This is a genomic window from Citrobacter sp. wls615 (assembly GCF_005281355.1).
In the GTDB taxonomy this organism is placed as follows: domain Bacteria; phylum Pseudomonadota; class Gammaproteobacteria; order Enterobacterales; family Enterobacteriaceae; genus Citrobacter; species Citrobacter werkmanii.
The window spans coordinates 86,736-99,575 of record NZ_SZXM01000019.1 but is presented as its reverse complement, the minus strand read 5'-3'; the positions used below and the strand labels follow the sequence as shown (position 1 = coordinate 99,575).

Genomic DNA, 12,840 nt, shown 5'->3' with positions numbered 1-12,840 from the left:
ATGCCAGAAAACTCTGCGCCATCTGGCTCGCTGAAAGCCAGATGGCGTCATAAATGATGCCCTTCGTTACTTCAGTTTTGCTGCATACTTCGCAACCGTTGCCTTCGCCCCTTCAGCCAGTAAAGCAAGATAGGCTTCTGTGACCTGGTTTTTGAATAGTTCTACCTGCGGTAATTCGCGACCAAAAATGGCATCAATCGCCAGTAACGCCTGAACGCGTGCTTCCCCCTCGGGACTACTGCGAACCGCAGTCTGGATCACCGGCAACAGCGGATCGCTGATTTCAATCGCCTGACCGTGTTCATCCACACCGCCGACATAGCGCATCCAGGCGGCTACGCCCAGTGCCAGCAGCGCAAAATGGCTGCCATGCGCAATGTGCCAACGAATTGAATCGAGCATACGCTGCGGCAGTTTTTGGCTACCATCCATCGCAATCTGCCAGGTACGGTGACGCAGAGCCGGGTTGCTGTAGCGCTCAATGAGCAGATCGGCATAGTGCTGCAGATCCACACCTTTCACTTTCAGCGTCGGCGCCTGTTCCTGCAACATCAACGCTCGCGCGGCAAGACGATAATTTTCATCCTCCATGCAGTCGTTGATATGCTGATAACCCGCCAGATAACCAAGATAGGCAAGGAAAGAGTGACTGCCGTTGAGCATACGCAGTTTCATCTCTTCAAAGGGGATCACATCCGATACCAGCTCCGCCCCGGCCTTTTCCCATGCCGGACGACCGGCGACAAAGTTATCTTCAATTACCCACTGACGGAACGGTTCACAGGCTACGCCTGCCGGGTCGCGTACCCCGGTGATGTGTTCAATTTTGTCCAGCGTCTCCGGGGTAACCGCAGGAACAATGCGGTCAACCATTGTAGACGGGAACGTCACATGCTGTTCGATCCATGCAGCCAGTTCAGCATCTACCGCTCGGGCATACGCAGTGACGACATTGCGCATCACGTGGCCGTTTTCAGGCATGTTGTCGCAGGACATCACGGTAAATGCGGCTAACCCCGCAGCTTTGCGGCGCGCCAGAGCTTCAACTACCACGCCTGGCGCAGTTTTTGGTTGTTTTGGATTTTGCAAATCGGCGGCAATCATGGGGTTGTCTAACATCAGTTGCCCCGTCGCCGGAGAGTGGCAATATCCTTTCTCGGTGATGGTGAGAGAAACGATCGCCACCTGCGGTTCGCACATCGCAGCCAGTACGCTTTCCAGACCATCTACCTGCGCATGCAGCGCGTTTTTCACCACACCAACGACTCTGGCAGTCCACGCATCCGCAGACATTTCCGCAACGGTATACAGATAATTTTGCTGTTTCAGATCGGCAATCTGCTGCTCACCGCCAATCAGATTTACTTCGCAATAACCCCAGTCACTGCCGTGTTCTGCAGCCAGGATGTCAGCATAAACACCCTGATGTGCGCGATGAAACGCGCCAAATCCCAGATGAACAATACGTGGGACCAGTGTGGTACGATCGTAGTCAGGAAGCGCAGCCTTTGCCGCTAAGAGCTTGTTTTGCATGGTATGGCCTACTTATCTATGAAATCAGGACTGTCTCAGAGTAACGCCTGTAGGGTTGTATGTTTTGATTTGCATTAAGCTTTTCATAATTGGTATGACATCATTTAAAGCTGTGTAATAGCATGGCGGAGCATAACCGTATCCGTCCATGCTATTACCAGGACTTAGCTTATCTGGGTCGCCGAACAACGAACTTTATTCGTCTGACTCACTTCAGCGGCATCCTCAAGCACACTCAGATCGCGGTCTTTCACTTCCGGCATCAGCAGCGCAGACACCAGACCGATCAGTGAATAGGCAATGACCATCGCCAGAATTGGCCACCAGGAATTGGTCATGTTACAGAAAATACCGGCCAGAACAGGTCCAAAACCAACGGCTACCAATCCGCCTGCCTCTTTTGAAATCGCCATTCGCGTAAAGCGATTACGGGCACCAAACATTTCAGCCATGGTGATATTTTCGAGAGCAAATAATCCCAACACAGCAAAGTTATGAATAACAATCAATGCTGTCATAATAACGCCCGGGCTATACGTTTTATCCACCACAATTGACAGCATCGGGTAAGCCAAAATAATGGCTGAGATATTGAGGATAATATAGGGTAAACGACGACCAAATTTATCAGACAACCAACCGAGCAGCGGTATGGTAATAAATCCAAGTACCGAGCTAATCATTAACGCATCGGTGGGTATTGATTTATCAAATAACAATGTCTGTACTAAATAACCGGCAAGAAAGGTTTGGATTAACCCAGAGTTGCCCGCCTGACCAAAGCGTAAACCGGTTGCCAGCCAGAACGATTTACTGGTAAACATCGCCCCCAGCGTATTTTCCGACGCATTGTTTAATGCCGACGCATTTTCTTCATCATTAACTTTCTCAAATACCGGGCTTTCTTTGAGATTCATACGTAACCAGATGGCAAAGATCATCACCACAATACTGGCAAGGAACGGAATGCGCCACCCCCAGGCTAATAATTCCTCACGGTCAAGAGCAAAGAACATCACCGCCCAGATTGCCGTTGCGCTAAGGGTCCCACAGTTGGTTCCCATGGCGACAAGTGAGGAAATAATCCCGCGTTTCCCTTTCGGCGCATACTCGGCAAGCATCGTTCCCGCCCCCGAGATCTCAGCCCCCGCGCCAAGCCCTTGCACAATACGCAGCGTCACCAGCAGTACGGGCGCAAAGATACCGATTTGCGCATAGGTTGGTAGAACGCCGATTAATGTTGTACAAATCCCCATCATGGTGATAGTAATAAACAACACCTTTTTACGCCCGATGCTGTCCCCCATCTTGCCAAATATAAATGCCCCGACGATACGAGCAATATATCCCGCACCGTAGGTTCCCATTGCTAAAATGAGGGCCATCGCCGCAGATTGTTCCGGGAAAAATATCTCATGGAATACCAGTGCGGCACCCAAAGAATATAACTGAAAATCCATAAATTCGAGCGCAGTACCTAACCATCCGGATACGGCGGCTCTGACCAGATCTTTGGTGGATCTTTCGTGTTTTTCTTGATTCATATTGGCTATCTCGTAGAGGTAAGATGCGTACCACTTACTCGCAGTTATTTATATTATTCAGTGAATGTGAGTAAAACTTTGCAGCAGTGCTGCTGATCTTTCTCGAACAATTCAATTGCGTCTGTAACGTGGTGATAGTCAAAAGTATGGGTAATAAGTTGATTAGGATTGATAAGTCCGTTAACTAACCAATCAATAACAATCGGGAATTTATTGGCATTTAATCTTGAGGAATAAATTGAAAGTTCTTTCCCGGTAATGCCCTGCTGAACAATCTGACAAGGTTCGCTGGAGAAGCCCATCAGGACAATCCGTGCGGCTGGCGATGCCAGCGTGATAGCCTCCTGTAAAATGGATGGATGACAAGCCGCATCCACGATGATGGTCGGCTTAAGCCCTTTTTCCGCCAGGAAATCTTGCAACGATTGCTGACCATTATTTATTACCCAGTCAGCGCCGCACTGCTTCGCCATGCTCAGGCGTTCTTCGATTCTGTCGGCAATCACCAAGGTTTTTACTTTATAGACACGTTTAAGCGCCTGTACGGTGGTTAGCCCCATAGGCCCTGCACCATAAATCAGCGCAATATCATTTTCTGTAGGTTTAATTTGTCCGGTTACGTTCGCGGCGATGGTAAAAGGCTCTACCATGACGGCATGTTCATCAGGAACGGCATCGGGGATCGTCCAGGCATTTTTTGCCGGTACCACGGCGTACTCGCTAAAACCACCATCGCGATGAACGCCCAGCACCACCAGCGATGTGCAAACGTTAGGTTTACCTATTGAACAGGGATAGCAATGCCCGCAGCTGATAACGGGATCAACGGATACTCGTTCCCCCATTCGCGCACGATCAACACCTTCCCCTACCGCATCGATCACGCCAAAAAATTCGTGGCCGATAACGCGAGGATACTGCGCAAATGGATTATGCCCACGGTAAATATGGCTATCGGAACCACAAATTCCCGCCAGTTTTACCTTCACCCTCACCTCTCCCGCTGATGGCTCTGGAACGGGCCGCTCGGCAATGACCAGCGTATTTGGTTTTTCAATCACAATACTTTTCATAGCAAATCACTCCTTACCAGTTCCACAGCGTGCCATCTTCCAGGCGAGCGACAGGCAGATATGCCGGGTCATACGGATATTTCGCCGCCAGTTTTTCATCAAACTCAATACCAAGGCCTGGCTTATCGCCCGGGTGCATGTAGCCGTTATCAAAAGTCCAGTTATGCGGGAACACTTCCAGCATTTGCTCGGAATACCCCATATATTCCTGAACGCCGAAGTTCGGCACCCACAGATCAAAATGCAGTGCTGCGGCCATGCATACGGGTGACAGATCGGAAGGTCCATGCGACCCCGTGCGTACCTGATACAGCGAGGCGAAATCGGCAATACGGCGCATACCGGTAATGCCGCCCGCATGGGTAATGGTGGTGCGGATATAGTCGATCAGCTGTTCTTCGATCAGCTGTTTGCAATCCCAGATGCTATTGAAAACTTCCCCTACTGCAATCGGCGTGACCGTATGCTGGCGGATCAGGCGGAAACACTCCTGGTTTTCGGCTGGGGTTGGGTCTTCCATCCAAAACAGACGATATTGCTCAATGCTTTTGCCAAACCGGGCAGCTTCAATCGGCGTCAGGCGATGGTGCATGTCATGTAGCAGATGTTCGTTAAAACCAAATTTATCGCGAACAGCGGCAAACAGTTTTGGCGTGAAATCGAGGTATTTCTCTGTAGACCACAACTGCTCTTCCGGCCACTGCCCTTTGGTCGCGGGTTCATAGGCCAAACCTTTGCCTTTTGACATACCGTAAGTGGTTTTCATGCCCGGTACGCCGCACTGTACGCGAATCGCTTTAAAGCCCATCTCTTTATGTCGCGCGTAATCTTCCAGCACATCATCTACGGTATGGCCTGTGGTGTGGCAGTAAACCATGACGCCTTCGCGAGACGCACCGCCGAGCAACTGATACAACGGCATGTTCGCCGCTTTCGCTTTGATGTCCCACAATGCCATATCTACTGCGGAAATCGCCGACATGGTGACCGGACCGCGACGCCAGTACGCGCCTTTGTAGAAAAACTGCCAGATGTCTTCGATTCGATGCGCGTCGCGACCAATAAGTTGCGGACAGACATGATCTTTCAGATAGGACGCCACGGATAATTCGCGGCCATTTAAGGTGGCATCGCCCAGCCCGGTGATCCCATCATCTGTCGTTATTTTTAACGTTACAAAATTACGCCCCGGGCAGGTGACAAAAACTTCAGCCCCGACAATCTTCATTTTTTCTTCCTTACATCTGTTCTTGAGATGCAGGAAATTTACTCAACTGAACTACTACCATACAAGTATAAAGATCGAAAAAGCGCTCGTTGATCACAAAAAAGGCGCTATGCGCGCCCCCATCCAGCCACGATAATCAGCATCCCGCACAAGGCCACCAGCGCACCAGACCAGTCATACAGGCTGAGTTTTACGCCATCGACAAAGCGCAGCCATAGCAGCGCAGTGACAACATAAACACCGCCATAGGCCGCGTAAACTCGCCCACTCGCGGCGGGATGCAGCGTCAGCAGCCAGACGAATAAGGCCAACGATACACCGGCGGGTACCAACAGCCACGCCGTAGCGCCTCGTTTAAGCCAGAGCCAGGGTAAAAAGCAGCCGATGATTTCGCATAAGGCGGTGACGAAAAAAAGAAAGGTGGTCTTAAGCATTGACGTTATTCAGTTACCTTCGGTTTAACCATGATACGACAGAATATCGCCAACGTATCCATATCCGCTCAGTGGGTATGCCCTGAAGCAGGAATAGTGTAGAATTTAGCCCTGTTTTATCGTTTTTCCCTTTCTCATAAAAGGAATTCGCCATGAATATTACACTGACCAAACGTCTGTGTCTGACGGCTATGCTGACGCTTGCGGCGGCTGTGTACACCTCTTCAGCATTTGCTGAAACCAGTAAACTGGTCATTGAATCCGGGGACAGTGCGCAAAGCCGTCAACAGGCCGCAATGGAAAAGGAACAATGGAACGATACCCGCCAACTACGTCAGAAAGTGAACAAGCGTACTGAGAAAGAGTGGGACAAAGCCGACGCGGCCTTTGATAGCCGTGATAAGTGCGAACAGAGCGCCAATATTAACGCCTACTGGGAACCTAACACCCTGCGCTGCCTCGACCGTCGTACTGGCCGTACCGTTGCACCATAATGACTGTGCCCCTAAAGGATATTGCAAGGATACAATATGACTAGCGCCCTCAGTGTTAAGCTGCGCCCGCTGGAGCGTGAAGATTTACGTTTTGTCCACCAGCTTGATAACAACGCCAGCGTTATGCGTTACTGGTTCGAAGAACCTTACGAAGCGTTTGTTGAGCTGTCAGACCTGTACGACAAGCATATTCACGACCAAAGCGAACGTCGCTTTGTGGTGGAATGCGAAGGTGAAAAAGCCGGGCTGGTGGAGCTGGTAGAGATTAACCACGTCCACCGCCGGGCTGAATTCCAGATTATTATTTCGCCCGAATATCAGGGTAAAGGTCTGGCTTCGCGGGCGGCAAAGCTGGCGATGGATTATGGCTTTACCGTTCTCAACTTATATAAGCTGTATCTAATCGTTGATAAAGAGAACGAAAAAGCCATCCACATCTACCGTAAACTCGGCTTTATGGTGGAAGGTGAACTGATTCATGAATTCTTTATCAACGGTCAGTACCGCAACACCATCCGTATGTGTATTTTCCAGCAGCAGTATCTGGCAGAACACAAAACGTCTGGTCCTAACCTGCTACAACCTACCGCTCAATAAAGGCGATTAGTAGTAATCGATGGTATTTTCAATCGAGTAATGATGTTCAACTGCTGGCTTCACGCTTTCGTCAACGATAACCAGCTGGCAGTTGACCGGGTTGGCGTAGTTATCGTACTTACAGGTTTGCCTGACATTACCTAATGGATGATTGTTCAGCATACTCACCGCCGTGTAATCCAGCTTCTTCAGCGGATCAACCGACGGTTTGGCATCAACCTGTAAGGTATTGTCTTTACTGACGGTAGTTTTACCCAGCGGGTAGCCTTCCGCGTCATAGCGGTACTGGACTTTCATCTCTTTTCCCGTGGCAGAAACGACAAAGCCGTTATCGTCGGTATCCCACACCACACCGGCAGCAGGCAGTTCCGCTAGCTGGCATTTACCTTGTAAGCGGATCTTTTTTTCCAGCGTTTCGGCATCGCGATAATAGTTGGCATCCAGAACCAGCGCCATTCCGGTATTATTTTCGATATCGTGCAGTTCAAGCGTATCGAAACACCCTTCCTGCGAGAGCGTACCGACAACGCGCTTGGAAACTTCACCTTTATCATTAAGAAGCGTCTGACTGAAATCTTTCACTGGCCCACGCAGCGGATCGAAATCAAATTCATTGGAAAAACTGGCCATTTCCGGTGTAAAAGAAACCAGCCCTTTGGCGTTATCACACCCGACCAGTACGGCGCACAGGAAAACTAACAGGGTCTGTTTCTTCACATTTTTCACCCGGATAAGAAGATAATTCTCAATCATATTAGCAAATACAATTATTTACACCAGAAATGCTACTCTTAGTTCATGTCGTTCACAAAAGGAGCTGATGATGAAATACATAACAGGAATTGCCGCAATCTTACTGGTAGCTGCCTCCCCACAAGTTCTGGCGGCACCAGCGTCCTGCGAACGCGTTAAGAGCGATATCGAACAGCGCATCATAAATAATGGCGTCGCAGAGTCCAGCTTTACACTGAACATTGTCCCCAACGATCAGGCCGATCAACCTGATTCACTGGTGGTAGGCCATTGTGCAAACGATACGCACAAAATTCTCTATACCCGGACTAACAGCGGCAACGCCCCTGCCAATAGTTCGCCTGCACAGGACGGGCACGCCGCCGAACCGCAATAAATCTCCCCCTCCGTACGCGGAGGGGTACTCCTGTTTGATATGCATTAAGATGGCATACCTATAAGGGGGTAAACTCATTCCATTATTAGCATGCTATTAATTTCGTTATAAATATTTATATATAACGATAACTATAATGGAGTGAGTTATGTCGGAAACTGAGCAATATGGAGGCATCAGCCGCAGGACATTAGTGAAATCCTCGGCTATCGGTTCGTTGGCGCTGGCCGCGGGCGGGTTATCGTTACCTTTTGGAATGCGCACCGCAGCGGCTGCGGTACAACAGGCGTTACAACCAGCTGAAGAGAAAGTGGTTTGGGGCGCTTGTTCCGTAAACTGCGGCAGCCGTTGTGCCCTGCAACTGCACGTCAAAGATGACGAGGTCGTATGGGTGGAGTCCGATACGACCGGAGACGATATTTATGGTCAGCACCAGGTGCGTGCCTGTTTGCGTGGACGCTCAATCCGTCGACGGATCAATCATCCGGATCGCCTCAATTATCCTATGAAGCGTGTGGGCAAACGCGGTGAGGGTAAATTCGAACGCATAACCTGGCAGGAAGCGCTGGATACCATCAGCACCAGTTTAAAAAATACCGTACAGAAATACGGTAATGAGGCCGTGTATATCAACTACACCTCTGGCATTGTCGGCGGCAATATTACTCGCTCCTCCCCTTATGCCTCGCTGGTCGCTCGCCTGATGAACTGCTATGGCGGATTCCTGAGCCATTACGGCACCTACAGTACCGCACAAATCGCGGCGGCAATGCCTTACACCTACGGCTCAAATGACGGCAACAGTACCTCCGACATTGAAAACACGAAGCTGGTGGTGATGTTCGGCAATAACCCTGCCGAAACGCGCATGAGCGGCGGTGGCATAACATACTTCCTTGAGCAGGCCCGGGAGCGTTCTAACGCCCGCATGATCGTCATCGACCCGCGTTATACCGATACCGCTGCGGGTCGTGAAGATGAGTGGATCCCTATCCGTCCGGGAACCGATGCCGCACTGGTGGCGGGAATCGCCTGGGTCCTGATTAACGAAGATCTGGTCGACCAGGCGTTCCTCGACACATATTGCGTCGGTTATGACGAGAAAACCCTACCCGCTGACGCCCCCGCTAACGGACACTACAAGGCCTATATACTTGGCAACGGCGATGACGGTATCGCTAAAACGCCCCAATGGGCCTCGCATGTCACCGGGATCCCGGCCGAGCGCATCATTAAACTGGCCAGAGAAATCGGTAGTACAAAACCGGCGTATATTTGTCAGGGTTGGGGTCCACAACGTCAGGCTAACGGCGAACTGACTTCGCGCGCGATCGCGATGCTGCCAATTCTTACCGGCAACGTTGGCATCAACGGTGGCAATAGCGGTGCACGAGAATCAACCTACACCATCACGATTGAACGCATGCCGCTGCCGGATAATCCCATCAAGACCCAGATATCCTGCTTTAGCTGGACCGACGCCATCGCCCGTGGCCCGGAAATGACCGCAACCCGCGATGGCGTGCGCGGGAAAGATAAGCTCGATGTACCGATTAAATTTATCTGGAACTACGCGGGCAATACCATTACTAATCAGCATTCAGATATCAATAAAACGCATGAGATCCTTCAGGATGATACGAAATGCGAAATGATAGTGGTCATCGAAAACTTCATGACTTCCTCGGCGAAATATGCCGATATTCTGCTGCCGGATTTAATGACCGTCGAACAGGAAGACATCATTCCTAACGACTATGCGGGCAACATGGGATACCTCATTTTTATTCAACCCGCGACGTCACCGAAGTTCGAACGCAAACCGATCTACTGGATAATGAGCGAAGTCGCCAAACGCCTTGGCAATGATATCTATCAACGGTTTACGGAAGGCCGTACTCAGGAACAGTGGCTCCAGTATCTGTATGCAAAAATGCTGGCCAAGGACCCCGCGCTCCCTTCTTATGACGAGCTGAAAAAAATGGGGATCTATAAACGCAAAGATCCTAACGGGCATTTTGTCGCCTACAAAAAATTCCGCGACGATCCGCAGGCAAATCCGCTAAAAACTCCGTCAGGAAAGATTGAAATTTACTCCAGCCGACTGGCGAAAATTGCCAACACCTGGGAATTGCAGAAGGACGAAGTAATTAGCCCGCTTCCCGTCTACGCCTCCACGTTTGAAGGGTGGGACGATCCTAAACGTAGCGCATTTCCGCTGCAGTTGTTTGGCTTCCATTACAAATCCCGTACGCACTCCAGCTACGGCAATATCGATGTTCTGCAAGCGTCCTGTCGTCAGGAAGTGTGGATCAACCCCGTCGATGCCCAAAAGCGTGGTATTGCAAATGGCGATATGGTGCGGGTCTTTAACGACCGCGGTGAAGTACGTATTCCGGCCAAAGTAACGCCACGGATCCTGCCTGGCGTCAGCGCAATGGGCCAGGGTGCATGGCACGATGCCGATATGGCCGGCGACAAAATTGACCATGGCGCCTGCGTCAATACGCTGACAACACAGCGCCCTTCACCGCTGGCAAAAGGCAACCCACAGCACACTAATCTGGTCGAGATCGAGAAGGTTTAAGGACTAACCCATGACAACTCAGTATGGATTTTTTATTGATTCCAGTCGTTGCACCGGGTGCAAAACCTGCGAGCTGGCCTGCAAAGACTACAAAGACCTCACTCCTGACGTCAGTTTCCGGCGGATATATGAATACGCTGGCGGTGACTGGCAGGAGGATAACGGCGTCTGGCATCAGAACGTTTTTGCCTACTATCTCTCCATATCCTGTAACCACTGCGAGGATCCAGCCTGCACCAAGGTTTGTCCTAGTGGGGCTATGCATAAGCGCGAAGATGGTTTTGTCGTGGTGGATGAAGACGTATGCATCGGCTGTCGCTACTGTCACATGGCCTGCCCATACGGTGCGCCGCAATACAATGCCGCCAAAGGTCATATGACCAAGTGCGATGGCTGTCATGATCGCGTCGCCGACGGCAAAAAGCCTATCTGCGTTGAGTCCTGTCCGCTACGCGCGCTGGACTTTGGTCCGATTGATGAGTTGCGCAAAAAACATGGTGAGCTGGCGGCGGTTGCCCCGTTACCGGGCGCACACTTCACCAAACCGAGTATTGTGATCAAACCCAATGCCAATTGCCGCCCGACCGGGGATACCACGGGTTTTCTGGCTAATCCGAAGGAGGTGTAAAATGGGAAATGGATGGCATGAATGGCCGCTGGTCCTGTTTACGGTGCTGGGCCAATGTGTGGCCGGGGCGCTGATCGTGAGTGGGTATGGCTGGTTAACCACCAAAGACGATGTGGCAAAACGACGTATCGTGCGCAGTATGTTTTTCCTGTGGCTGGTGATGGGCATCGCCTTTCTCGCCTCAATAATGCATTTAGGTTCACCGCTACGCGCGTTTAACTCGCTGAACAGAATCGGCGCATCGGCGCTCAGTAACGAAATCGCCAGCGGTTCGCTGTTTTTCGCGGTTGGTGGTCTGTGGTGGCTGGTGGCGTTTCTCGGTAAAATGCCGGCTACGTTAGGTAAAATCTGGCTGCTGCTCAGCATGTTGCTTGGTCTGGTTTTTGTTCTGGCGATGACTAACGTCTATCAGATAGACACCGTTCCGACCTGGTATAATGGCTATACTACGCTGGCGTTTTTCATGACGATGTTGCTGAGTGGCCCGATGTTTGCCGCCCTGCTGCTACGCGCTGCGAGCATGTCGTTTAACGCCGCCAGATTCGCCGGAATCAGCATTCTTGCCCTGCTGGTGACCGTGGCCGTTATCGTTTTGCAGGGCGTATCGCTCAGCGAAATTCACAGTTCGGTACAACACGCCAACGCTCTGGTTCCCGACTACGCAAGCTTACAGGTCTGGCGCATCGTGATGCTGGCTGCGGGGCTGGGTTGCTGGATATGCCCGCTAATTCGTCGCAAAGAACCGGCTGTCGGCGGATTGGCGCTGGGTTTAATTTTCGTGTTTGCCGGTGAAGTTATTGGCCGCGGTTTGTTTTATGGCTTACATATGACAGTCGGAATGGCTGTTGCAGGTTAACACTCGGGTGCGGGGCAACCCGCACTTTTCAGGATTGTTTGCATGACCCATTTTTCACAACGTGACAACTTCTCTACCGCGGCGCGCGTATTGGGTGCGCTGTTCTACTATGCGCCAGACAGTGCGGAAGCTTCTGCGCTGGTCAGTGCGCTTAAAACCGATGGCTGGCAGGCGCAGTGGCCGCTTGCACCCACGTCCCTTTCTGCGCTGGCTGAACAACTGCAGACCGAGGCTGATGAGCCGCTCCCGCAAGCCTGGCAGCAACTGTTTGTCGGCCCTTACGCGCTACCTTCTCCACCCTGGGGTTCTGTCTGGCTGGATCGTGAAAATGTCTTGTTTGGCGATTCCACACTGGCATTACGTCAGTGGATGCGGGACAACGGGATCCAGTTTGCCATGCAGCAAAATGAACCGGAAGATCACTTCGGCGCGTTGCTGTTACTGACGGCCTGGCTTGCTGAAAACGGACGCCACACGGAATGCGAACAGTTATTAGCCTGGCATCTGCTACCGTGGTCAACTCGCTTCCTTGACGTGTTTATCGAACATGCGAACCACCCGTTCTACCAGGCTTTGGGTGAACTGGCGCGACTGACGCTGGCACAGTGGCGATCGCAATTACTGATCCCAGTAGCCGATAAACCTATATTTCGTTAATTTCGCCGCAGGCAAGACGTTTCTTGCCTGCGTTCCATCCCGTTGCGCACGCTGAGCTTTTGCTTCTGCTGCCAAATAGC

The 12,840-nt window shown here is 51.2% G+C and carries 13 protein-coding genes; 7 read left to right on the top strand and 6 right to left on the bottom strand.

Features of this window, described 5'->3' with window-relative positions; translation table 11 throughout:
* Window positions 1–66: 66 nt before the first annotated feature.
* The 5 genes from FDX04_RS05770 to FDX04_RS05750 form a co-directional block, all read right to left on the bottom strand.
* Window positions 67–1,533, bottom strand: a complete 1,467-nt coding sequence (locus FDX04_RS05770) for a mannitol dehydrogenase family protein (protein WP_137370590.1) — start codon at window positions 1,531–1,533, stop codon at window positions 67–69.
* Window positions 1,534–1,697: 164 nt separating this feature from the next.
* Window positions 1,698–3,077, bottom strand: coding sequence for an MFS transporter (locus FDX04_RS05765; RefSeq protein WP_137370589.1), 1,380 nt, complete (start codon window positions 3,075–3,077; stop codon window positions 1,698–1,700).
* Between the two features lie 53 nt (window positions 3,078–3,130).
* Complete coding sequence (locus FDX04_RS05760) at window positions 3,131–4,150, bottom strand: Zn-dependent oxidoreductase (RefSeq protein ID WP_137370588.1); 1,020 nt, start codon at window positions 4,148–4,150, stop codon at window positions 3,131–3,133.
* Window positions 4,151–4,163: 13 nt separating this feature from the next.
* Complete coding sequence (gene rspA / locus FDX04_RS05755) at window positions 4,164–5,378, bottom strand: starvation-sensing protein RspA (RefSeq protein WP_042308480.1); 1,215 nt, start codon at window positions 5,376–5,378, stop codon at window positions 4,164–4,166.
* Between the two features lie 107 nt (window positions 5,379–5,485).
* On the bottom strand, window positions 5,486–5,812 hold the full coding sequence (locus FDX04_RS05750; RefSeq protein ID WP_038640517.1) for a YnfA family protein: 327 nt from the start codon (window positions 5,810–5,812) through the stop codon (window positions 5,486–5,488).
* A 152-nt stretch (window positions 5,813–5,964) separates the two neighbouring features.
* Here FDX04_RS05750 and FDX04_RS05745 point away from each other — a divergent pair, with 152 nt between their 5' ends.
* Window positions 5,965–6,306, top strand: a complete 342-nt coding sequence (locus FDX04_RS05745; protein WP_038640515.1) for a DUF1283 family protein — start codon at window positions 5,965–5,967, stop codon at window positions 6,304–6,306.
* 36 nt (window positions 6,307–6,342) lie between these two features.
* Window positions 6,343–6,903 (top strand): spermidine N1-acetyltransferase, encoded by a 561-nt coding sequence (gene speG, locus FDX04_RS05740; protein WP_038640513.1) that lies wholly within the window; start codon window positions 6,343–6,345, stop codon window positions 6,901–6,903.
* A 6-nt stretch (window positions 6,904–6,909) separates the two neighbouring features.
* On the opposite strand, the gene FDX04_RS05735 is transcribed toward speG, so the two are convergent.
* Window positions 6,910–7,620: a YnfC family lipoprotein gene (locus tag FDX04_RS05735; RefSeq protein WP_038643159.1), complete on the bottom strand. Its 711-nt coding sequence runs from the start codon at window positions 7,618–7,620 to the stop codon at window positions 6,910–6,912.
* Window positions 7,621–7,723: 103 nt separating this feature from the next.
* Here FDX04_RS05735 and FDX04_RS05730 point away from each other — a divergent pair, with 103 nt between their 5' ends.
* The 5 genes from FDX04_RS05730 (at window position 7,724) to dmsD (ending at window position 12,760) form a co-directional block, all read left to right on the top strand.
* A complete protein-coding gene (locus FDX04_RS05730) occupies window positions 7,724–8,032 on the top strand; it encodes a DUF1161 domain-containing protein (protein ID WP_137370587.1) in 309 nt (102 codons plus the stop codon).
* 148 nt (window positions 8,033–8,180) lie between these two features.
* Complete coding sequence (gene ynfE / locus FDX04_RS05725) at window positions 8,181–10,619, top strand: selenate/tellurate reductase subunit YnfE (protein WP_137370586.1); 2,439 nt, start codon at window positions 8,181–8,183, stop codon at window positions 10,617–10,619.
* A gap of 10 nt (window positions 10,620–10,629) precedes the next feature.
* Window positions 10,630–11,247 carry a dimethylsulfoxide reductase iron-sulfur subunit DmsB gene (gene dmsB, locus FDX04_RS05720; protein ID WP_042308489.1) on the top strand — a complete coding sequence of 206 codons (618 nt, stop codon included), beginning with the start codon at window positions 10,630–10,632 and terminating at the stop codon, window positions 11,245–11,247.
* 1 nt (window position 11,248) lies between these two features.
* On the top strand, window positions 11,249–12,103 hold the full coding sequence (locus tag FDX04_RS05715; protein ID WP_137370585.1) for a dimethyl sulfoxide reductase anchor subunit family protein: 855 nt from the start codon (window positions 11,249–11,251) through the stop codon (window positions 12,101–12,103).
* A gap of 42 nt (window positions 12,104–12,145) precedes the next feature.
* The gene (gene dmsD, locus FDX04_RS05710) at window positions 12,146–12,760 is read left to right on the top strand and encodes a Tat proofreading chaperone DmsD (RefSeq protein ID WP_137370584.1); all 615 of its coding nucleotides are present in this window, start codon (window positions 12,146–12,148) and stop codon (window positions 12,758–12,760) included.
* Window positions 12,761–12,840: the final 80 nt, after the last annotated feature.

Excerpts from the sequence above, each read along its gene's own strand:
- FDX04_RS05745 (WP_038640515.1), top strand. The coding sequence starts at position 5,965 with ATGAATATTACACTGACCAAACGTCTGTGTCTGACGGCTATGCTGACG.
- FDX04_RS05770 (WP_137370590.1), bottom strand. The coding sequence starts at position 1,533 with ATGCAAAACAAGCTCTTAGCGGCAAAGGCTGCGCTTCCTGACTACGAT.
- dmsD (WP_137370584.1), top strand. The coding sequence starts at position 12,146 with ATGACCCATTTTTCACAACGTGACAACTTCTCTACCGCGGCGCGCGTA.
- dmsB (WP_042308489.1), top strand. The coding sequence starts at position 10,630 with ATGACAACTCAGTATGGATTTTTTATTGATTCCAGTCGTTGCACCGGG.
- FDX04_RS05715 (WP_137370585.1), top strand. The coding sequence starts at position 11,249 with ATGGGAAATGGATGGCATGAATGGCCGCTGGTCCTGTTTACGGTGCTG.
- ynfE (WP_137370586.1), top strand. The coding sequence starts at position 8,181 with ATGTCGGAAACTGAGCAATATGGAGGCATCAGCCGCAGGACATTAGTG.
- FDX04_RS05760 (WP_137370588.1), bottom strand. The coding sequence starts at position 4,150 with ATGAAAAGTATTGTGATTGAAAAACCAAATACGCTGGTCATTGCCGAG.
- FDX04_RS05750 (WP_038640517.1), bottom strand. The coding sequence starts at position 5,812 with ATGCTTAAGACCACCTTTCTTTTTTTCGTCACCGCCTTATGCGAAATC.
- speG (WP_038640513.1), top strand. The coding sequence starts at position 6,343 with ATGACTAGCGCCCTCAGTGTTAAGCTGCGCCCGCTGGAGCGTGAAGAT.
- rspA (WP_042308480.1), bottom strand. The coding sequence starts at position 5,378 with ATGAAGATTGTCGGGGCTGAAGTTTTTGTCACCTGCCCGGGGCGTAAT.
- FDX04_RS05730 (WP_137370587.1), top strand. The coding sequence starts at position 7,724 with ATGATGAAATACATAACAGGAATTGCCGCAATCTTACTGGTAGCTGCC.
- FDX04_RS05765 (WP_137370589.1), bottom strand. The coding sequence starts at position 3,077 with ATGAATCAAGAAAAACACGAAAGATCCACCAAAGATCTGGTCAGAGCC.